At 36.9% G+C, this 23090-nt stretch carries 14 protein-coding genes and 1 pseudogene; 8 read left to right on the top strand and 7 right to left on the bottom strand.

The features are described 5' to 3' along the window. Positions 1-909: 909 nt before the first annotated feature. The 4 genes from EZY12_22390 to EZY12_22375 all read right to left on the bottom strand — a co-directional run bounded on the left by EZY12_22390 (position 910) and on the right by EZY12_22375 (position 5945). On the bottom strand, positions 910-2400 hold the full coding sequence (locus EZY12_22390) for a GAF domain-containing sensor histidine kinase (protein QSX67423.1): 1491 nt from the start codon (positions 2398-2400) through the stop codon (positions 910-912). Positions 2401-3257: 857 nt separating this feature from the next. Then, on the bottom strand, positions 3258-5048 hold the full coding sequence (gene typA / locus EZY12_22385; GenBank protein QSX67422.1) for a translational GTPase TypA: 1791 nt from the start codon (positions 5046-5048) through the stop codon (positions 3258-3260). Between the two features lie 162 nt (positions 5049-5210). Beyond that, positions 5211-5681 (bottom strand): type II toxin-antitoxin system VapC family toxin, encoded by a 471-nt coding sequence (locus EZY12_22380; GenBank protein QSX67421.1) that lies wholly within the window; start codon positions 5679-5681, stop codon positions 5211-5213. Then, positions 5682-5945, bottom strand: coding sequence for a hypothetical protein (locus EZY12_22375; GenBank protein ID QSX67420.1), 264 nt, complete (start codon positions 5943-5945; stop codon positions 5682-5684). Between the two features lie 118 nt (positions 5946-6063). On the opposite strand from EZY12_22375, the pseudogene EZY12_22370 reads away from it, so the two are divergent. From EZY12_22370 to EZY12_22355, 4 genes and pseudogenes are all read left to right on the top strand, one after another. Beyond that, a pseudogene (locus tag EZY12_22370) lies at positions 6064-6867 on the top strand (serine/threonine protein kinase). 670 nt (positions 6868-7537) lie between these two features. Then, entirely contained in the window at positions 7538-7864 is a 327-nt protein-coding gene (locus EZY12_22365) for a type II toxin-antitoxin system RelE/ParE family toxin (protein ID QSX67419.1), read from the top strand. 4 nt (positions 7865-7868) lie between these two features. Further along, complete coding sequence (locus tag EZY12_22360) at positions 7869-8225, top strand: transcriptional regulator (protein QSX67418.1); 357 nt, start codon at positions 7869-7871, stop codon at positions 8223-8225. Positions 8226-8231: 6 nt separating this feature from the next. Further along, on the top strand, positions 8232-8804 hold the full coding sequence (locus tag EZY12_22355) for a bifunctional (p)ppGpp synthetase/guanosine-3',5'-bis(diphosphate) 3'-pyrophosphohydrolase (protein QSX67417.1): 573 nt from the start codon (positions 8232-8234) through the stop codon (positions 8802-8804). A gap of 64 nt (positions 8805-8868) precedes the next feature. On the opposite strand, the gene EZY12_22350 is transcribed toward EZY12_22355, so the two are convergent. Beyond that, positions 8869-9885, bottom strand: a complete 1017-nt coding sequence (locus EZY12_22350; GenBank protein QSX67416.1) for a ribose-phosphate pyrophosphokinase — start codon at positions 9883-9885, stop codon at positions 8869-8871. Between the two features lie 639 nt (positions 9886-10524). Here EZY12_22350 and EZY12_22345 point away from each other — a divergent pair. The 3 genes from EZY12_22345 (at position 10525) to EZY12_22335 (ending at position 14438) form a co-directional block, all read left to right on the top strand. Further along, positions 10525-12201 carry a serine/threonine protein kinase gene (locus tag EZY12_22345; protein ID QSX67415.1) on the top strand — a complete coding sequence of 559 codons (1677 nt, stop codon included), beginning with the start codon at positions 10525-10527 and terminating at the stop codon, positions 12199-12201. Positions 12202-12508: 307 nt separating this feature from the next. Then, positions 12509-13189, top strand: coding sequence for an ATP-dependent dethiobiotin synthetase BioD (gene bioD, locus EZY12_22340; protein ID QSX67414.1), 681 nt, complete (start codon positions 12509-12511; stop codon positions 13187-13189). A gap of 31 nt (positions 13190-13220) precedes the next feature. After that, positions 13221-14438, top strand: a complete 1218-nt coding sequence (locus EZY12_22335; GenBank protein ID QSX67413.1) for an amidohydrolase — start codon at positions 13221-13223, stop codon at positions 14436-14438. Positions 14439-14478: 40 nt separating this feature from the next. On the opposite strand, the gene EZY12_22330 is transcribed toward EZY12_22335, so the two are convergent. After that, positions 14479-15135: an S-layer homology domain-containing protein gene (locus EZY12_22330; GenBank protein QSX70785.1), complete on the bottom strand. Its 657-nt coding sequence runs from the start codon at positions 15133-15135 to the stop codon at positions 14479-14481. Between the two features lie 440 nt (positions 15136-15575). On the opposite strand from EZY12_22330, the gene rpiA reads away from it, so the two are divergent. Continuing rightward, positions 15576-16286, top strand: coding sequence for a ribose-5-phosphate isomerase RpiA (gene rpiA, locus EZY12_22325; protein QSX67412.1), 711 nt, complete (start codon positions 15576-15578; stop codon positions 16284-16286). Between the two features lie 3110 nt (positions 16287-19396). On the opposite strand, the gene EZY12_22320 is transcribed toward rpiA, so the two are convergent. After that, positions 19397-23077, bottom strand: coding sequence for a hybrid sensor histidine kinase/response regulator (locus EZY12_22320; GenBank protein QSX67411.1), 3681 nt, complete (start codon positions 23075-23077; stop codon positions 19397-19399). Positions 23078-23090 lie beyond the last annotated feature (13 nt).

Genomic DNA, 23090 nt, shown 5'->3' with positions numbered 1-23090 from the left:
CAAGAAGGATTAATCATCAACTTCTGAACTATGATTTGTGTGATTTATCTGATTTTTATGAGTGTTTGACTACTTTCCCCACCAAGAAGGATTAATCATCAACTTCTGAACTATGATTTGTGTGATTTATCTGATTTTTATGAGTGTTTGACTACTTTCCCCACCAAGAAGGATTAATCATCAACTTCTGAACTATGATTTGTGTGATTTATCTGATTTTTATGAGTGTTTGACTACTTTCCCCACCAAGAAGGATTAATCATCAACTTCTGAACTATGATTTGTGTGATTTATGTGATTTTTATGAGTGTTTGACTACTTTCCCCACCAAGAAGGATTAATCATATTAATCATATTAATCATATTAATCACATAAATCATATAAATCATAGTTCAGATGTGATTTCTGACTACTTTCTCGACCAAGAAGAATTAATCATATTAATCACATAAATCATATAAATCATAGTTCAGATGTGATTTCTGACTACTTTTCCGACCAAGAAGGATTAATCATATTAATCACATAAATCATATAAATCATATAAATCATATAAATCATATAAATCATATAAATCATATAAATCATATAAATCATAGTTCAGATGTGATTTCTGACTACTTTTCCGACCAAGAAGGATTAATCATATTAATCACATAAATCATATAAATCATAGTTCAGATGTGATTTCTGACTACTTTTCCGACCAAGAAGGATTAATCATATTAATCACATAAATCATATAAATCATATAAATCATAGTTCAGATGTGATTTCTGACTACTTTCCCCACCAAGAAGGATTAATCATATTAATCACATAAATCATATAAATCACAGTTCAGATGTAATTTTTGACTACTTTTCCCACCAACCGCGATAAATCATATTAATCACATAAATCATAGTTCAGCTATTTGCTGAAGAAGTCGCAAACTTTAATGGCAAAGATAGCACATAACGGTATCCTGACTCTGGTGAACCTTGAATAGAAATTTGTCCATTATGTAATTCTGCTAAATGACAACTCAAGAAAAGTCCTAATTTCTCACGAGAAATAGCAGCAGATAACTTCCCCAATTTATCGAATGAAGTATTACCGAACATATCAAGGTTGAGGGGTTTTTCTGTGTAATCATGATTATAACTATGGTTATCTACCCCAGACTCAATTGGTAAAGAATTTAGGTAAAAATAAGAATCACAATTGTTAACACCATCTTTTAAATCAGGGTGAGATACCCACACCGTTACACATAGTGTATCTAATTTATAAGTAACGTGAATTCTTACTATACTACCAATAGCAGAAACTTGAATCACGCTGAAAATCAAATTGTACAGAATTTGTCGTACCTTATCCTTATCTAACGATAAAAGGCGATTGTGTCCTGGTTCAATAGATAGGCGAATATTTTGCTCACGACGGATAGCTAATTCCTCTAAAGTATTAATAACCTGTTGACAGAGCATTTCAATATAAACAGGGACTAAATTTATCAAATAAGAATTTTCATTAGTTGCGTCTAATTCCGTAATTTCATTAACTAAAGAAAGTACATACCGTCCACTATGTTCGATAATTTCTAAATATTCTCTTTGCTTAGTTGTCAAAAGTCCATAAATTTCTCTTTCTAAGACACCAGCCATACCTAATATAGATGTTAATGGTGTGCGTAACTCCTGAATTATCTGATTTAAAAGTTCTAATTTAATTTGTTGATTGAAATTAAAATCTGTTTTCACAACAGGAGGAGTAATTTTCAAATCAATTATTTGCTCTTCTAAAAGTGAAAATTCGAGCTTAGATTTACTATTCTCTGCTGCTGGGTTGTTTTGTAATAATCGGTTGCGCTCAAATTCACTCATGCTCCAACGCGCAACTATTTGTAAAAACTCAATATCGCGGTTTGTAAAATTACGAGGTTGGCGAGACATAACTGCTAATGTACCTAAGCAGTTACCATTTGCATCAATTAAGGGTGCTCCCAAATATGCGCTAATCCCATAATTTCTTACTAATATACTATCTTTGATCAAAGAATTCGTTTCTTTGCTTATATCATTAATTACTAAGCTTTGCGAAGTTTCTACTACCTGAGAGCAAAATGACTCCCGACGCAAAAGTTGGCGTTTACGAGCCAAATCATTCATTAATCCTAACCGAGATAAGCCTACCGCTGATTTGAACCAATGAAATTTTTGATCAATAAATCCCAAAATCGCAATTTCCACTTCTAAAAAGTGAGCAGCAGTTTGAGCAGCTTCTTCAAATACCGGAATCATTTCCGATTGTCGTAAATCCAGGTTTAATAATGCTTGTAGCCGTTGTTCTTCCTTTGTATTTGGGGAATTCCCATCATGTTGGGGAGTAAATAATTTATTTTTTGAAGTTACCATTGTGATTATTACCCTGATAATTACTTGATATATGAATTCCCATAATCCCTAGAGGTTATTTCATCCTATTTCTCAGTATTCCCAAATTTTAATGACAATCTATAGCGTGGTAGAAAAAAATTAACCAATACTTTTTTTGCTAATAAATGTTAGCTAACACAATACTTTTAGAATAAAAAAATTTAGCTTAACAGCAAGAAGCCCCACGTCTCACTCTTAGGAGCGTGGGATGAATGCGCGTGAGTTGAGTTGCGTAGCCCAAATTGTATTTGAGCGTAGCGAAAACAAAGAAGGCTACAGCGACGAAACGTAGCTTGCTTCTCGCCCTGCGAGTACAAAATATTGATTTTATGTTATTATAAGAGAGTAGGTGTAGTCCAATTAAATGCTCCAAATGCAGCCTACAAAACAAAAAACAAATCTCAAAACCAAAGAACCGTGGGGCGCACGGTCTTAAAGCTTAGTTAATGTCCTCATAGAGGAGTCACGCTCGTTGCCCACACTCACCTGAAAGGGAGTGTGTGGAGTACGTCACGTTGGGTTGACCTATGTTACTCAACATTATTAAACGTAATACAGCACTTCCCGATGTTATGAGGTACAAGAACCCCACCCCCAACCCCCTCCAATATCAAAAGTTTATCCTTTTCCTCCCCCCGTTGCGGGGGGATTGAGGGGGGTGCGATGAGGGGGCTAAGATGTACCTCATAAGAGCGGAAACCGCTGTAATTAAAATCTTTGTTGGGTTGCGCTGTCGCTTAACGCCACCCACCATATAACTAATAAAAATTATGTATAAAAAAACAATCCTTTAACAAGAATTGAATCAGGGTGGGGAAACCCCACCCCTACAGATATTATCGTTTCACCAATTTCTTAGACATCTTCCGAAGACGAATAGATTCAGGTGTAACTTCCACCAATTCATCTTGAGCAATGTATTCCAAAGCTCGTTCCAAATTCATGTCTATGGGTGTTTGTAACTGAGTAAGTTCTTCACCACCAGATGATCTATGGTTGGTTAATTGCTTAGTTTTACAAACGTTCAATTCCAAATCTTGGGGACGATTATGTTCACCAATAATCATACCTTTGTAAACCTTAGTTCCTTCACTGATAAAGAATGCGCCTCTATCTTCACAGTTTTTCATCGCGTAGGAGGTAGAAACACCTTCTTCAAAGGAGATGAGAACGCCTTTGTTGCGGGCTTCAATATCACCACAAAGAGGACGATAATCAAGGAAACTGTGGTTCATAATGCCTTCACCGCGAGTCATCCGCATGAATTCACCCCGGAAACCAATTAAACCACGAGCTGCAACGATAAACTCTAATTGAGTGCGATCGCCACTACCAGGCTGCATATCTTGCATTTCCGCTTTCCGTTGTCCCAAACGTTCAATACAGCTACCAACTGCATCGGCGGGAACGTCTAACGCTAGAAGTTCAAAAGGTTCGCAATTTTGACCACCAACTGTGCGGTAAATTACTTGAGGTTGAGATACTTGGAACTCAAAACCTTCACGTCGCATGGTTTCGATTAATATCCCTAAGTGTAATTCCCCACGACCGGAAACCAGGAATTTATCAGGAGAGTCGGTGTCTTCAACGCGCAAAGCCACGTTTGTTTCTAATTCGCGGTACAAGCGATCGCGGATTTGACGAGATGTTACCAATTTACCTTCTTGACCAGCAAAAGGTGAATCATTCACCCAGAAAGTCATTTGTAAAGTTGGTTCATCTACCTTAATTAAAGGTAAAGCCATGGGGTTATTAGGATCTGTAATTGTTTCACCAATGTAAGCATCAGCAAAACCAGCCACAGCCACAATATAACCTGCGGTAGCTTCTTCCATGTCTACCCGTCTCAAACCATCAAATCCCATCAATTTGGTGATTTTGCCCTTGACAATAGTGCCATCTTCTACTACCAAAGCGGCTTGTTGTCCAGCCCGGATCGTCCCATTGTGGATTTTACCAATAACAATCCGTCCTAAATATTCAGAATAATCTAGGGTGGTAACTTGCAATTGCAGAGGTTTGTTAGGATCTCCCACTGGTGCAGGTACGTGGCGCAGAATTGCATTAAATAGGGGCTGCATATCTACCCCTTCTTCTTCTAAGGTTTCTTTAGCGAAACCAGCCATACCGGAAGCAAACAGATACTTAAAGTCGCACTGGTCTTCATCTGCACCTAATTCTAAGAACAGATCCAAGACCTTATCAACAGCAATGTGGGGGTCAACTTGTCCACGGTCAATTTTGTTAATAACGACAATAGGACGGAGACCTTTTTCCAAAGCCTTTTTAAGTACAAAGCGGGTTTGGGGCATTGGGCCTTCGTTGGCATCAACAATCAGAATACAACCGTCCACCATGCCGAGAACCCGTTCTACTTCACCACCGAAGTCAGCGTGTCCAGGGGTATCAACAATATTAATCAGGGTGTCTTTGTAGCGAACCGCTGTATTTTTAGAGAGAATTGTAATGCCTCGTTCCCGCTCCAAATCGTTGGAGTCCATGACACAATCCGGAACGTCTTCGCCTTCGCGGAAAATGCCGGACTGTTTGAGGAGAGCATCAACCAAGGTGGTTTTACCATGGTCAACGTGGGCGATAATGGCGACGTTACGAATTGGGAGCGTCATAGAGGGTTTGGGTAAACTTTAGGGTTTTTAGATTAAAAAGCTAATTTTCGGCTGTTTTAACAGAAGTGGAGATGATTTGCCATTTCTGTAACGAACCTTTAATAATTGTACCTTAATTGTCACAAATATTGTTATTTTGATAATAAATATCAAAAGCATGATTTAGGTTGAAGAGTGGTTGTTAGGATTTTCGACAAGCAAACCTGCACTAACAGCAGCTATATTCAATTCTTTATCAGCAGATACAAAAGTTAATTGAGGTAAACCATTTGCGATGCAAAGGGTATTTATAGACTCAGCAGCAGCTAATTGAACTGCATCGTAGCCGCGTAAACAATATTTTTCAGCTAATTTCATTCCTGAATTAATGATACTTTCTGTAATTTCGATCACTTGATATTCAGATTCGATATCATTTTTTAACTGATGGTATACTATTGTAGCATCTTGAATATTAATAGTTCCAGCCCGCGATCGCCTACTAATTGCCGCAGTAATCTCTACAGCAGTAATAGCAGCAATAAATACATCATTTTTTAACGTAGGATTGCACAAGCCAACAACCCAACCTGAACCTATTTCCGCAACGTAGCGTTTAACTAAGGCACTGCTATCTAAAAAATAAACAGACATTTAGCGACGTTCCTCAATAATAGTTTGAGAAACAGGTTTTCCTTCTGCCTGAATAAGTTTTCTTTCATGTTGTTTACTGTCAGCAGGTTGTTTAATTTGTTTCACCAAACCAGAACTTAACAGTGCTTGATGAAATTTTGTGATTTGATTAACTTGTGCTTTATCAGTTAGACATATTTGGATAGCTTGATTAAGTTGCTGTAGTTCATCTTGTTCTAGACTATCAAGCTGACTGAGAATTTCCTTGAGAATTGTTTGTGGCATAGGTTTTTAGTTTGTAGTCAGGTGTCTTCTACTATTTTAGGCAGATAATAACCTGAAATTAGCACTTACAACTAAAATTGTGCCAAAATGAACTTATAAATCTATAAATTTACAGGTTATGGCTTGGTTATCAGGACAGGAATTACAAAATGGTAAATATACCATAGAAAAAGAATTAGGTGAAGGTGGTTTTGGTATAACTTATCGCGCTAGAGATAATCAGGGAAATTTTGTGGTTATCAAAACTTTAAATAATGCAATCCAAAAACGTGCTGATTTTGCTAAATTTCAACAAGATTTTCTCAACGAAGCGATTAAATTAGCTAAATGTAGTCATCCCCATATTGTGCAAATTTACGAAGTCATTCATGAAAATGATCTTTGGTGTATGGTGATGGAATATATTGAGGGGGAAGATTTAGGAAGTTTTGTAGAAAATCAAGGTGTTTTATCCGAAACTGAAGCATTACGATATATTCAGCAAATTGGATCAGTATTAACTCTAGTTCATAATAACGGCTTATTACATCGAGATATTAAACCACAAAATATCATGTTGCGTGCTGGTAAATCAGAAGCCGTGTTAATTGATTTTGGGATTGCGCGAGAGTTTACACCGAATCGAACCATAACCCATACGAAAATATTATCTGATGGTTTTGCACCAATTGAACAATATGATAAAAGAGCAAGAAGGGGAGCATTTACAGATGTTTATGCTTTAGCTGCAACTTTGTATTCTTTGTTAACTGGAGAATTACCAACTATAGCACCAATGAGAGCTATTGGTACAGAATTGGAAGAAGCGAAAAAGATAAATTCTAGTATTAGTGATAGGGTGAATCAGACAATAATTAAAGGAATGGAAATAAAGCCGGAAAATCGTCCACAGTCAATTAATGATTGGTTATCTCTTTTAAATATTCCAATTATTCAAACTGCAAATATTAGTTTTTCACCTTTTCAAATAGTTAATTCTCCACCAATAGATAATATAGTCCGTAAATTTCAAATTCATGTTGACTATAATAGTTCCAATGCAGGATATCTCATTCATCATAAAGATCATCGTAAAGATCCTACATTGCATTATCACATAACTATTTCTGATACCCACGCCTTTAATTTTGGTGGAAATGGATTTACTGTATTTCCTATTCCCAGAAAAGCTAAAAGAGCAAGAGATATAAAGTTATTACCTAGAAAAGAAGTTCTTGATAGATGTTTAATTGCTTATGAATTATTCAAAACTTGGAATTATGGTTTATTAGGTTGGAACTGTGAACACTTTGCTAGATTAGTGACAACGAATGAAGCAATTAGTTATCAAGTAAAAGAGTCAATCTTAGCATTTTTAAATAACAACGGTTATCATCCATTAGCAAAAGAAATGATGGATAAAGCTTGTCAAACTGTAAAATCCTAATTTTAGTTCAAAACTATCACCTTTCTCTTCCTTCGTGTTCTATCCCTACGGGATGCTACGCAAATATGCTTTGTCTCTTGTCAACCTCAACACCAAACTAGAGATCAATACCTATGGTAAGCTCCGGTAATGGATTAATAAACAAGAATAAGTTACAATTTAGATCATGGAAGCCCAACCACGAGAAATTCAACGATATATTAAACCAGACGGTAAAATTCCTTTTGATGACTGGTTTGATAATCTCCGAGATATTAAAGCTCAAATAAAAATTAATAAAAGACTCAACAGAGTTAATTTAGGAAATTTAGGTGATTATCGCGCACTTCGAGAAGGGGTTTTTGAACTTAAAATTGATTATGGATCTGGTTATCGGATTTATTTTGGACAAATTGGGACAACAATTGTGCTTCTGCTATGTGGTGGAGATAAAAGCACCCAAGATCAAGATATTCACCAAGCTATAGAATATTGGCAAAACTATAGGAGTTAAAACAATGGTTAAAAGTTTACCATACCATGACTTTCTAATTTCACATTTAAAAGATCCAGCTTATGCTGCTACATATCTAGAAACGCACTTAGAAGACGATGGAGAAGAACCAGATTCTAGATTAATTAAACTAGCATTAAGTCATGTAGCAGAAGCCTTAGCTGAACAAAATCTTACTCCAGAACAAGCTAAACTACATCGAGAACAATTAGATCAAATACTATCCCAACCAGGAAATGAAGCAATTTATAACTTAGCAAATTGGCTCAATGCTTTGGGATTAAAATTAACTATCACTATGATTGACCAAGAAGATAATAACATTATTAATGCTGCCAATAATGTCAAAATAACTGTTTAACGAAAAATGCTATCAGAACGCTTTACCCAAGCTCTTACCTACGCCCATGAACTCCACGCCACCCAAAAACGCAAAGCTGGCGATATTCCCTACATTACCCATTTACTAGGAGTAGCCAGCATAGCCTTAGAATATGGTGCAAACGAAGACGAAGCGATCGCAGCTTTACTACATGATGCCATAGAAGACCAAGGCGGAGCAGCCACCAGAGAAGAAATTCGCCGGCGGTTTGGGGATAATGTTACCGCCATAGTTGATGGTTGCACAGACGCAGACACCACACCTAAACCCCCTTGGAAACCCCGAAAAGAGGCTTATATTGCCCATATTTCCACCGCTTCCCCCTCAGTATTGCTAGTTTCTGCATCTGATAAACTTCATAATGTGCGGTCAATTCTCAAAGATTATCGGATTATCGGTGATGCAGTTTGGGAACGGTTTCAAGGTGGAAAAGAAGGCACACTTTGGTATTATCGCGCCCTAGCAGATGCTTTCGGGCAACATCAAATTACGCCCTTAGTTGAAGAATTAGCAAGAGTAGTTTCTGAATTAGAAGTTTTAGCTGCATACAAAAAATGAAGAACGAAAAATTTCATCCTTCACAATTGATATTTCATCCTTAAGGATGATAGTTATTTGTTGATTAACGGAATAGACTACTTAGAGAACTATCTTCGTGAATCCGCCAAATTGCTTCGCCCAGTAAATTAGCGACTGAAAGCGTCACCAATTGAGGAAACTGACTAGCCTCTGGGATAGGAATAGTGTTAGTGACTATCACTTCCTCAAATACCCCACTGGACAACCTCTCAATTGCCGGGGGAGAAAATACAGCATGAGTAGCACAGGCATATACCTGACTTGCTCCTTCTTGACGCAGTAATCTAGCCCCTTCCGCAATCGTACCGCCAGTATCAATCATGTCATCTACCAATACGGCGATTTTGCCTCTCACATCACCAATGACATTTAAAACTTCGGCAACATTATGAGCCTGACGGCGTTTGTCAATAATTGCTAGTGGAGCATCATTCAGTTTTTTGGCAAATGCTCTGGCGCGTGCTACCCCACCCACGTCAGGGGAAACAACCACAATATCCTGTAATCCTTTACTAACTAGATAATCGAGGATAACTGGTGAACCATATACATGATCAAAGGGGATATCGAAATAGCCCTGGATTTGGGCTGCGTGTAAATCCATCGCTAGAACTCGGTTAGCGCCTGCTTGAGTGATTAAGTTAGCCACTAACTTAGCCGTAATGGATTCTCTGCCGGCTGTTTTCCGGTCAGCACGAGCATAACCATAATAAGGAATTACTGCTGTGATCTGTCGTGCAGAAGCCCGACGACAGGCATCAATCATAATTAGTAATTCCATCAAATGATCATTGACGGGTTGACAACTGGGCTGGATTAAATAGACATCGCAACCCCGAATTGATTCTTGGATTTGAACATAAAGTTCACCGTCCGCAAATCTTTTGCGAATCATTGGACCTAAGTCCATGCCTAGATAACGAGCTACTTCTTGCGATAGTTTCATATTGGCAGAACCAGAAAACAGTCGCAAGCGATTATTGTCAGGTAGTCCCGTTGCTATTGACTGGACTGGTAAAGTTGCAGAACTTAGCACAGCAGATCCTCGAAGTGCATTCATAGAAATATTATCAGAGATTGAGCAAATTTAACGGAAATTGGAGTCAAGCAATAATATTCAAGTTAGCTCTGGGGTGTGAGAACACCTATTATTAAATAGCACGGAAAGTGCAAACAATTATTCTATGATACTTATTACCAATTAACGACCTAGTGAACTAAAGATTAAATATTTGTATCTTGTATCAAGAACACTAGCACAGTCCGGCGTAAGTTAATGAACCATTCCGAATTTGTGAAAAACTTATGCTGTATTCATTCTAAATTCTTAATTCTTAATTCTAAATTCCGAGAAAGTGGTACTAGCGAAATCATCAGGAAGTCAAATTTCCGGATCTATTAAGTGTGTAAACAGTAAACTAAGATACCGTTAAGTAGCTACGTTGATATTATTAGTGATGCCGCTTAATTTATCCATTCTGGATTATACCTGTTACTATATGGGACACATCCTGACTCAAGGCAGAATGTAAGAATAGAATAATGCAAGACTTAATTTCTAGTATACACTTCCTTTGAGGCGGGATAACAGAGGATAATTACGGAAGCCACAATTAATACACGCTGTGTCATGTTGTGGATGAATGATGCTTTTGCTCTCGTTCTAGCTCAGTTGCTATTATATTCTAATTAATAGATCATGCAATCACCGATTACAGTTGGTACTATCCTACAAAATCGTTACCACATAATTCACATTATTGGCCAGGGGGGATTTGGTAGAACCTATCTAGCAGAAGACCAAAGACGATTTAATGAGCTTTGTGTGCTGAAGGAATTAATTGCCCCAATCACAGGAACAGATAGTGGGCAGAAAGCACAAGAATTATTTGAGCGAGAAGCTGCTATCTTGTATCAAATTGAACATCCCCAAATTCCCAAATTTCGAGAAAAATTTGCCCAAAACGAAAAGTTATTTTTGGTGCAAGATTTTGTAGCTGGTAAAACTTACCGCAATTTGCTCAGAGAACGCCAAGACGTGGGGACAACTTTGACTGAAGCAGATGTATTGCATTTACTAGGTACTTTATTACCTGTTCTTAGTTATATTCACGGTCAAGGAATTATTCATCGAGATATATCCCCAGAAAATATAATTCTACGGGAAAATGATTTCCTGCCTGTATTAATTGACTTTGGGGTAGTAAAGGAATTAGCCACAAAATTACAATCCTCAAGCCCTACACCAGTTACTACTGTAGGTAAATTGGGTTACGCGCCTAGTGAACAAATGCAAACAGGTAGAGCATATCCTAGTAGTGATTTGTATGCATTGGCTGTGACGGCCATTGTTTTGTTGACGGGGAAAGAACCGACAGATTTATTTGATGAGCAGCAACTAACTTGGAATTGGCAACAATGGGCAACGGTGAAACCAGAATTTGCTCAAGTTTTGCAGCGAATGTTGAGTTATCTGCCAGGGGAACGCTATCAAAGTGCGGCTGATGTTACTCAAGCACTGCTCAACACAGGCTATACTCGTCAACCGGCTGCTAATTTATCTCACCTACAAACTATCGCCGTCGGTCATCGTCCTCAACCTATATCAAAAATATCTGAAAAGCCGCAACCTTCCGTTGATTCTAGCCAAAGTAGCTCTATTTTGGATAACACTTGGGCGTTGGGAGGAATTGGCTGTATTGTGATTATTTTAGCAGGATTTGGTTCTTGGACTTTAGTGAATTCACTGAAAAGTCAGTCTCGCCCAGCAGGAGAAACAATCACAACGCCACAATCCTTTCCTTCCCCAGTTATTCCTAGTGGCACAACATTAACACCAACCCCAACACCCATAGAAACTAATAGTGAACCTGTGATTAATAGCCAACGTCTGAGATTAGACAAATCTAACCAGGCGAAAGTTGACGGGATACTGAAGGAAAATGAATTAGTTCAATATAGTTTTCGGGGTAAGAGCGGGGAAAAATTAATTGTATCTGTAAATGAAAACAGTGGTATTGTGCTGACGATTTTAACGGCTGATCGTGAAATTATTAATACTCAAGATCCACAATCTACATCTTATGAGGGAATATTAGCCAATGATGGGAAATATATTATTCAATTAGGTTTGTCTGGAGGTGTTTCGGATGTTAACTATAGTTTGAATGTGGCAATAGAGGCAGCAACACCAACGGAAACTCCTGCACCAAGGGAAACCCCCACACCAACGGAAACTCCCATACCAACGGAAACTCCTACACCAAGGGAAACTCCTACACCAAGGGAAACTCCCACACCAAGGGAAACTCCCACACCAACGGAAACCCCAATACCAGCGGAAACTGCTATACCCAGGTTTAATGGGACTAATTAACGGTGACGGACTCCACACACTCCCTTTCAGATGAGTGTGGGCAACGAGCGTGACTCCTCCATGAGGAAACTAGGTGGTTAGGGGCGTATTGCAATACGCCCCTACTCCGTGCGCCCCACGGTTCTTTGGTTTTAAGATCTGTTTTTTGTTTTGTGGGCTACATTTGGAGCATTTAATTTATTTACACCTAGTCTGTGATAATAACATAAAATCAATATTTTGTACTCGCAGGGTGAGAGGCTTCTGCTTATTAAGCTAAATTAGCAAAAGAAGCAAATTAAGTTGTCAATTTTAGCAGGAAACATTGTTGAATACTTTACTGATTACGGGAACTGATACAGACGCTGGTAAAACTGTTGTCACAGCAACAATAGCCGCTTATTGGCAAAAATATTATCCCCAGCGCAGTTTGGGGATTATGAAGCCAATTCAATCAGGGGTAGGAGATAGGGAACTGTACCAAACTCTGTTTAATTTGGAACAGTCACCGGAGGAAATTACACCTATGTATTTTCAAGCTCCTTTAGCCCCTCCCATAGCTGCTGCTAAGGAAAATCGTCAAGTTGATTTGGCGATAGTTTGGCGAACTTTGTTGGCTTTACAGAAACAACGTGATTTTGTGTTGGTGGAATCTTTGGGGGGTTTAGGCTCACCAATTACTGATGAGTTGACGGTGGCTGATTTAGCGGGTGAATGGCGATTACCGACTGTTTTGGTGGTATGTGTGAGATTGGGAGCGATCGCTCAAGCTGTTGCTAATGTAGCATTAGCTAGGCAAGCTAAAATCAATCTGCGGGGAATTATTCTTAATTGTACCCAACCTCGCACAGAGTCAGAAATTGCTGATTTAACTCCCCCAGATTTGATTCAATCATTGACAAATATTCCCGTTTTAGGTTGTATACCTTATTTGGAAAATCCCAGAGATTTAGCAAAACTTGCCCAAGTTGCTGCGGATTTGGATTGGGAATTGCTAGGAGTTTTTTAATTTTTAATTGTAGCATTTTTAATTGATAACTATGGTTTCTACATTTCCTCTAGCTTCAACGGTAAATCTCAAAAATGTCAGGTTAGAAATTCGGGCTTTACAACCGCAATTAGTGGAGTGGAGAAGAGAAATCCACCAAAAACCAGAATTAGGTTTTCAGGAAAAAATCACCGCTGAATTTATTGCCCAGAAGTTACAAAGTTGGGGAATTGCCCATCAAACGGGAATTGCTCAAACAGGAATTGTTGCTATTATTAAAGGTGAAAAACCTGGGCAGGGTAAAGTATTAGCAATTCGGGCTGATATGGATGCTTTACCTATTCAAGAACTCAACGAAGTTTCCTATTGTTCTCAACAGGATGGGGTGATGCACGCTTGTGGACATGATGGACATACAGCGATCGCTCTCGGTACAGCATATTACCTCAATCAACACCGTCAAGACTTTAGCGGGACTGTAAAAATTATCTTCCAACCCGCAGAAGAAGGTCCCGGTGGGGCAAAACCGATGGTAGCAGCAGGTGTCCTTAAAAACCCTGATGTTGATGCCATTATCGGTTTACACTTATGGAATAATCTGCCATTGGGGACTGTGGGAGTCCGTCCAGGAGCATTAATGGCTGCTGTTGAAGTGTTCCATTGTACCATTTTTGGTAAAGGTGGACATGGGGCAATTCCTCATCAAACGGTAGATTCCATAATTGTAGCGGCGCAAATAGTCAATGCTTTACAAACTATTGTTTCCCGCAATATTAACCCCATTGATGCGGCAGTTGTCACCGTGGGAGAACTCCACGCAGGAACGGCAGTTAATGTGATTGCTGATACGGCAAGAATGGGTGGGACTGTGAGATATTTTAATCCTGATTTAGGAGGTTTTTTTAAAGCCCGTATCCAACAAATTATTGCGGGAATTTGCCAAAGTCACGGGGCAAATTATGACTTCGATTATATCCATTATTATCCACCAGTGATTAATGATCCTGGAATAGCTGAGTTAGTCCGTTCTGTTGCAGAAGATGTAATAGAAACGCCCATTGGGATAGTTCCCGAATGTCAAACAATGGGTGGGGAAGATATGTCATTTTTCTTGCAGGAAGTTCCCGGTTGTTACTTTTTTCTCGGTGCGGCAAATGCAGAGAAAAAATTAGATTATCCTCATCATCATCCCCGATTTGATTTTGATGAAACTGCTTTACCAATGGGTGTAGAAATGTTTGTGCGTTGTCTAGAAAAGTTTTTAGCTTGAAAACTTTTACTCATCTCCAACTTCATCAACATGGAGAAATCTAGCGAACTATAGGTGTCGAGGGTTGCTTCTGTTGACGTTGTAAATACTTACTTAGCATATAAGCTAAATCTCCCCTTGTTATGGGGCTTAGTGGGTAAATATTACCTTGTGTATCCATATTCACAAATTCCTCAGCAATGAGTGTGGCAATCGCCTTTCTAGACCAATCAGGTATATTTTTTGCATCTGGATGTGATGAGAGAATCTTATTAACAGTTTGATCAGGAAATTGAAAAACCCCATAAGCTTGGGCAAAAATCGCTAAACCTTCGGCTCTAGTAACCTTTTGATTTGGGAAAAACAGATTGCCTCGATAACCTTTCATAATGTCGGTTTTCAAAACTATCTGAATATCTTGATATGCCCAATGAGAAGCAGGAACATCAGGGATGAATACAGATTTTTTTTCTGAAAGAATAGCCCGTTTATCTAAATAAAATGCCTTGACCAAAATTGATGCCAATTCTGCTCGACTAATTAACTTATCCTGATGAAATTCACCATCGGGAAAATTATCCATTAATTTAGAATCAACTACCTTTTGTAGATACTCTGCACTGGTAACAGGTATTGTATCTGGTGATTGTTCCTGTGCAATAATTGGGGAAGTTTGCAGCAGTGTGATTAAAGTCAATGCACCCAGTAATTTTTTCATTGCCACTAAGTAGGTGTACATAATAAAAGCGAAATTTATTGCGTTTTGTAAAATGGCTGAAACTCAATCAGAATCTTGCGTTGAGACACCTTTACATACCGTTACATACCTTTAATTTTTCCTGTTTACCTACTTATTATCTTTTAACTAGATTATTGATATTGACGGTAATTGCATAATTGAAGTTGCCAATTTTATAGATAATTAATTATAAAGATTTTTTGAATATAATTTATAAACCTTTATTTTTATAACAAATTGTATGTAAATAAAATATAAGATTTTGCTCAAAAATCAAAAATTAAGGGAGTTTTAGTTCTAAATCCTCAATTCTAAATCCTCAATCCTCAATTCTAAATTCTAAATTCTCATTACCAATTTTGTAGTATAGTCGGCTGTAATAGTATTTTCGATCCCATGAGTTTTTCAGGAGTTAAAGAATGTCCATACCAGCAGATCCCGTAAAATTGATGAAGCAAGAAGTTGGCAAAGCCGCTGCCAATTTAGTAAAATCCGGTTCTATAGTTGGTTTGGGTACTGGTTCAACCACAGCTTACACGATTCAGTATTTAGGAGAACGTCTCAAATCAGGGGAACTCAAAGATATTGTCGGTATCCCCACTTCGTTTCAATCAGAAGTGTTAGCTAAAGAGTATGGCGTTCCCCTCACCACTTTAGACGCTGTAGATCATATTGATATTGCCATAGATGGCGCTGATGAAGTAGATCCTCACAAAAACTTGATTAAAGGTGGTGGTGCAGCACATACCCGCGAAAAAGTAGTAGATTATCTTGCAGCACAGTTTATTGTTGTTGTTGATGGTGGTAAATTAGTAGATAAACTGGGTTCTAGTTTTGCTGTGCCTGTAGAAGTCATCCCTATGGCACTTACCCCCGTCACTAATGCCATTAAAGCCCTTGGTGGTAAGCCAGAATTGCGAATGGGTGTGAGAAAAGCAGGTCCTGTCATCACTGACCAAGGTAATATGGTTTTAGATGTGACATTCGATAGTATTGATGATCCTGCAAACCTGGAAAAAACACTGAATAACATTCCTGGTGTTTTGGAAAATGGTATTTTCGTCAATTGTGCAGATATCGTTCTTGTTGGTGAAGTTATTGACGGTAAACCTGTAGTCAGACAGCTTTAAATTATTAGACATCTGGTGAAAATTAAATATACGTGACCTGAAACCCTTGTAGAGACGTTCCATGGAATGTCTCTACATTCTTTTTCACTTTTTTAAAAAATCATCATCTGAACTATGATTTTTTTGATTTATGTGATTTATGTGATTTATCTGACTCATGCTTCTAGCTAGAATGACTTCTGCCAAAAAAATCATCATCTGAACTATGATTTTTTTGATTTATGTGATTTATGTGATTTATCTGACTCATGCTTCTAGTTAGAATGACTTCTGCAAAAAATCATCATCTGAACTATGATTTTTTTGATTTATGTGATTTATCTGACTCATGCTTCTAGTTAGAATGACTTCTGCAAAAAATCATCATCTGAACTATGATTTTTTTGATTTATGTGATTTATGTGATTTATCTGACTCATGCTTCTAGTTAGGATGACTTCTGCAAAAAAAAATCATCATCTGAACTATGATTTTTTTGATTTATGTGATTTATGTGATTTATCTGACTCATGCTTCTAGTTAGGATGACTTCTGCAAAAAAAATCATCATCTGAACTATGATTTTTTTGATTTATGTGATTTATGTGATTTATCTGACTCATGCTTCTAGCTAGAATGACTTCTGCAAAAAATCATCATCTGAACTATGATTTTTTTGATTTATGTGATTTATGTGATTTATCTGACTCATGCTTCTAGCTAGAATGACTTCTGCAAAAAATCATCATCTGAACTATGATTTTTCTGATTTATGTGATTTATCTGACTCATGCTTCTAGTTAGGATGACTTCTGCCAAAAAAAATCATCTGAACTATGATTTTTTTGATTTTTTTGATTTATGTGATTTATCTGACTCATGCTTCTAGTTAGGATGACTTCTGCCAAAAAAATCATCATCTGAACTATGATTTTTTTGATTTATGTGATTTATGTGATTTATCTGACTCATGCTTCTAGCTAGAATGACTTCTGCAAAAAATCATCATCTGAACTATGATTTTTTTGATTTTTTTGATTTATGTGATTTATCTGACTCATGCTTCTAGTTAGGATGACTTCTGCCAAAAAAATCATCATCTGAACTATGATTTTTTTGATTTATGTGATTTATGTGATTTATCTGACTCATGCTTCTAGCTAGAATGACTTCTGCAAAAAATCATCATCTGAACTATGATTTTTTTGATTTATGTGATTTATGTGATTTATCTGACTCATGCTTCTAGCTAGAATGACTTCTGCAAAAAATCATCATCTGAACTATGATTTTTCTGATTTATGTGATTTATCTGACTCATGCTTCTAGTTAGGATGACTTCTGCCAAAAAAAATCATCTGAACTATGATTTTTTTGATTTTTTTGATTTATGTGATTTATCTGACTCATGCTTCTAGTTAGGATGACTTCTGCCAAAAAAATCATCATCTGAACTATGATTTTTTTGATTTATGTGATTTATGTGATTTATCTGACTCATGCTTCTAGCTAGAATGACTTCTGCAAAAAATCATCATCTGAACTATGATTTTTTTGATTTTTTTGATTTATGTGATTTATCTGACTCATGCTTCTAGTTAGGATGACTTCTGCCAAAAAAATCATCATCTGAACTATGATTTTTTTGATTTATGTGATTTATGTGATTTATCTGACTCATGCTTCTAGCTAGAATGACTTCTGCAAAAAATCATCATCTGAACTATGATTTTTTTGATTTTTTTGATTTATGTGATTTATCTGACTCATGCTTCTAGCTAAGAATGACTTCTGCCAAAAAAATCATCCAAATCAGGTAAATCACACAAATCATAGTTCAGACCTCATTACGCTTCTAGCTAAGAATGACTTCTGCCAAAAAAATCATCCAAATCAGGTAAATCACACAAATCATAGTTCAGACCTCATTACGCTTCTAGCTAAGAATGACTTCTGCCAAAAAAATCATCCAAATCAGGTAAATCACACAAATCATAGTTCAGACCTCATTACGCTTCTAGCTAAGAATGACTTCTGCCAAAAAAATCATCCAAATCAGGTAAATCACACAAATCATAGTTCAGACCTCATTACGCTTCTAGCTAAGAATGACTTCTGCCAAAAAAATCATCCAAATCAGGTAAATCACACAAATCATAGTTCAGACCTCATTACGCTTCTAGCTAGAATGACTTCTGCCAAAAAAATCATCCAAATCAGGTAAATCACACAAATCATAGTTCAGACCTCATTACGCTTCTAGCTAAGAATGACTTCTGCCAAAAAAATCATCCAAATCAGGTAAATCACACAAATCATAGTTCAGACCTCATTACGCTTCTAGCTAAGAATGACTTCTGCCAAAAAAATCATCCAAATCAGGTAAATCACACAAATCATAGTTCAGACCTCATTACGCTTCTAGCTAAGAATGACTTCTGCCAAAAAAATCATCCAAATCAGGTAAATCACACAAATCATAGTTCAGACCTCATTACGCTTCTAGCTAGAATGACTTCTGCCAAAAAAATCATCCAAATCAGGTAAATCACACAAATCATAGTTCAGACCTCATTACGCTTCTAGCTAGAATGACTTCTGCCAAAAAAATCATCCAAATCAGGTAAATCACACAAATCATAGTTCAGACCTCATTACGCTTCTAGCTAGAATGACTTCTGCCAAAAAAAATCATCCAAATCAGGTAAATCACACAAATCATAGTTCAGACCTCATTACGCTTCTAGCTAGAATGACTTCTGCCAAAAAAATCATCCAAATCAGGTAAATCACACAAATCATAGTTCAGACCTCATTACGCTTCTAGCTAGAATGACTTCTGCCAAAAAAATCATCCAAATCAGGTAAATCACACAAATCATAGTTCAGACCTCATTACGCTTCTAGCTAGAATGACTTCTGCCAAAAAAATCATCCAAATCAGGTAAATCACACAAATCATAGTTCAGACCTCATTACGCTTCTAGCTAGAATGACTTTTGCAAAAAATCATCCAAATCAGGTAAATCACACAAATCATAGTTCAGACCTCATTACGCTTCTAGCTAGAATGACTTTTGCAAAAAATCATCCAAATCAGGTAAATCACACAAATCATAGTTCAGACCTCATTACTTCCCTGCTGTTATTAGCTCCTGGGTCGAATCATTTTTAATGATATTAGCTAAACTCTCAACAGTGGACAAAAATTCATGTTCTAAATAGGGTTTAGTTAAATAAGAATTTGCCCCTAATTCGTAAGCTAATTGACGATGTTTATCCGCGCTACGAGAAGTGAGAACCACAACTGGTTTTTTGGCAAAATCTGGATTTTGACGGATATGGCTTAATAATTCAAATCCGTTCATTTTTGGCATTTCTAAATCAGAGATAACTACGGCAATTTCTGGATGTAACTGCAACTGTTCCAAAGCCTCTACACCATTTTGCGCTTGTAATACTTGATAGCCAGATTTTTGCAAAGTCAGAGAAAGAGTTTGCCGTAGACTAATAGCATCATCTACCACTAAAATTACCTTTGGTGATTTGCTATTTCCTGACACATTAGCAGTTAGTTGTTTTTGGGTATTAGTTCCAGGAGTTGATGTAGTAATTAAGGGTGTAGAGGAAATTATCTCCTTGGACATTGGCAAAGATTGTTGATTTGCTGGGGGTGTCATCGGTAGTCTCATGACATCCAATGTTGCTTGCATTTCTTTAGTATCAATCAGCATAGTGCCGTCAATAATTAAGATCAAGTTACCATTAGCTAAACTACTACAACCGTAAACGTATTTTGGTGGAGTAATAGAACTTCCTAAAGGTCTAATTACTAATTCTTGTTCCCCAATAATTTGATCAACTTCTATTCCTACCATTCCCTGATGACGACGGAGGAGAAGAATAGGATTTTTGACTATTCCTGCTTCTGAATTATCGCGGAGATTTTGGAGATTATTCGTACTCAGAACTGCACCATTATAATACATTAACTCCTCTAATTTTTGGAGGCTGACCATTAATTCTTCGTCATCTGTACGCCAATGTAAAAATTGTTTGCCTTCAAATTCTTTGATTTGTTGAGCAGAGGGAATAACTATTTTTTCAATACTATCTTGTAGTAAAGCATAAATAACACCACCTGCCTGAACTAACATGAGTTTATCTGTAGTCATAGAGAAAGGAATTTTGAGGATAAAAGTTGTTCCCTGATGAGGAGATGATTGCACAGAAATTGAGCCGTTAAGTGATTGCATTTGGGTACGGACAATATCTAAACCCATACCGCGTCCAGAGATTTCACTGACTTTACCCGCTGTGGAAAATCCCGGAGCAAACATCATCTCTATTAGTTCGGATTCGCTGAGATGATGAACATAATTTTCACTATGATCATCGGGGATTAGATGCAGTTCTATAGCTCTACTACGAACTTTTTCTAAGTTTAAACCTTGTCCATCATCATGAATTTCAATAACAGTTTGACTACCTTGATTATAGGCACGAATTTCAATGATACCTTGTGCAGATTTACCTCTTTCCCGGCGAATTTCTGGAGATTCAATGCCGTGATCAAAAGAGTTGCGTACCAGTTGTAATAAAGGATCATAGAGTTTTTCCGCGATCGCTTTATCAACCAGAACTTTTGTACCAGTAAGTTTCAATTCTACCTGTTTCCCATAAACATTGGCTAGATTCTGCACCATTTGCGGGAAGCGACTGAGGATAGTTCCTAAAGGTAACATTCTCGCTTCTACTAAGTTATCTATAATATTTAGGGTTAAAGTCTGTTTTTTCTCACTGATTTGACCAGCTTGTCTCATCAGTAATTCTAGAGATTCAGAAGTTTCTTGTATTTGCAGAGTTTCTTCCATTGCTGAGTGTAATATCAATTGAAACTCTGAATATATATCCATTTCTAAAGAATCAAAATTGACGCTACTCACTGATTGGCTATTATGAGATATTACATTATTACCTTGTAATGGTAAGTCCCGTAATTGATATAAAGTAAGTTGGTGTTGGTTAAGTTGCTGACTTAATCTATCAATTAGTTCTATAACTTGGTCATCGTATAAACTGCGCCTTTTTTGGTAAATTAGTAATTCACCTGTGAGATAATTCAGGCGTTCTAATCCTTCCACATCTACCCGCACAAAGGAAGGTTGACGGGAGTTTCTATTGACAGAATCGGTAGTTTTTTCTTCTACTTGCTGATTAATTCTTGTAGAATCATCATCTGTAATTACCTCTTCAGTGACTGCTGATAATGTCACACTTTCTAAATAACTATCATGTTTAACAGTTTCTCCTGTTTCTATGATTGGTGTAGAGACTATTTCCGGATTATTATCTAAAATAGATTCTCCTCCCCATATTGATTCCAGGAGATTATTATTGTCTTCGAGTGATAATGACGAAACTATTTCTTTAATAACTAATAAATTTTGTAATTTATGATGATCAAGCCATTTTTTTTCGGCTTCAGTGACTTGTGGATATTTTTTATATTCTTGACCTAGTTCGCGGATTTGCTGTCTTAATCTTTTAATAATGGGGATAGCACTATTATTTTGCTCAACAGTATATTGGAATTTGGCAATAGCTAGGAGAATAATTAGAATTATCCCCCGCCGATAAAGAGATAAAGACTGACTATCTGTTTCATTTTCGATAAAGTAGAAAAATTCCCCTAGCCAATTTTCTAGATAATTAACGGGATATTTTTGAATAGATGGAGGAATTAATAAAGATAGATTTAGTTCTAATTCTGGAATCTCTCTATAGTGGTTAAACCAGCCAAAAATATAGCGAATTACTTTTAAATAAATTTTGGCATGAATTGGCTTTAAGGGTTCATGATTGCCATTACTCAGAGTAATTAAAAATTGATAAAATTCTGTGGTAATATTAAAAAATGTTTCGGCAAAAGATTGGTGTATAGATGTTAGAGATGATTCATATTTTGGTACTATAGCTAAAGCGCTGGTTTTAACCACAACAGAGACAGAATCATCTATAATATTTGTATTTGCTAGTTTTTGCAATTCTAAAGATGGTGAACCTCCGGAAGTGCGATCGCCTGCTAATACCGCTTTTTGTGCTGCTTGTAAATCAGTAAAAGCTATTTTAGCAATTTCTAATACTTTTTCAGGATTCCCATCCACAGCCGCCATAATTGTGCGTGCTAGTTTTTGCAATCCTGGTAGATTTAAAGATTCTGCTAACCCGATAAATACTTCACTTTGAGAGTGTAATAATTCACAAAATTCACTAGGATTTGGCGGATTATTAATAGCTTGATTGAGACTATCTATCCGTTGTTTAACTCCTACTTCAAAAATAGATTTAACAATATCAAATCCTAATTCTTCTGATGTAGGAATATGTGTTTCTGCCCCAAAAGCATCACCTAACTTTTCTTGAATTTGAGCAAATGCTGTAGTCGCTCGATTTAAAAGTTCATCAGCATTAATATTACTATTGGTAACTTCAGATATAACTGCTAATTGTAAACATTCATAACCTTCAATAAGTAAGGCTTGTAATTCACCATCAATAACGACATTGGGACTATATAAAGCCTTGAAAATATCTTCTAAAGAATGGGCAATTGTCATGATGGTATCTAGTCCAACATTGGCTGCTCCACCCTTAATTGTATGGGTTGCTCGCATTAAGTTATGTACTTTAGCTGTGCTATGACTTTCAACTAAAGTAAATAAATCTTGTTCAATAGTTTGTAACAATTCCGGTGCTTCACCCAGAAAATAGGCATAGCCTTGTTCACGAATTGCTGAATCTGTAATCATAATTTTTGCTTTT

The organism is Dolichospermum sp. DET69, assembly GCA_017355425.1.
Lineage (GTDB): Bacteria > Cyanobacteriota > Cyanobacteriia > Cyanobacteriales > Nostocaceae > Dolichospermum.
The sequence above is the reverse complement of the archived record's forward strand: the minus strand, read 5'-3'. Positions and strand labels throughout refer to the sequence as shown.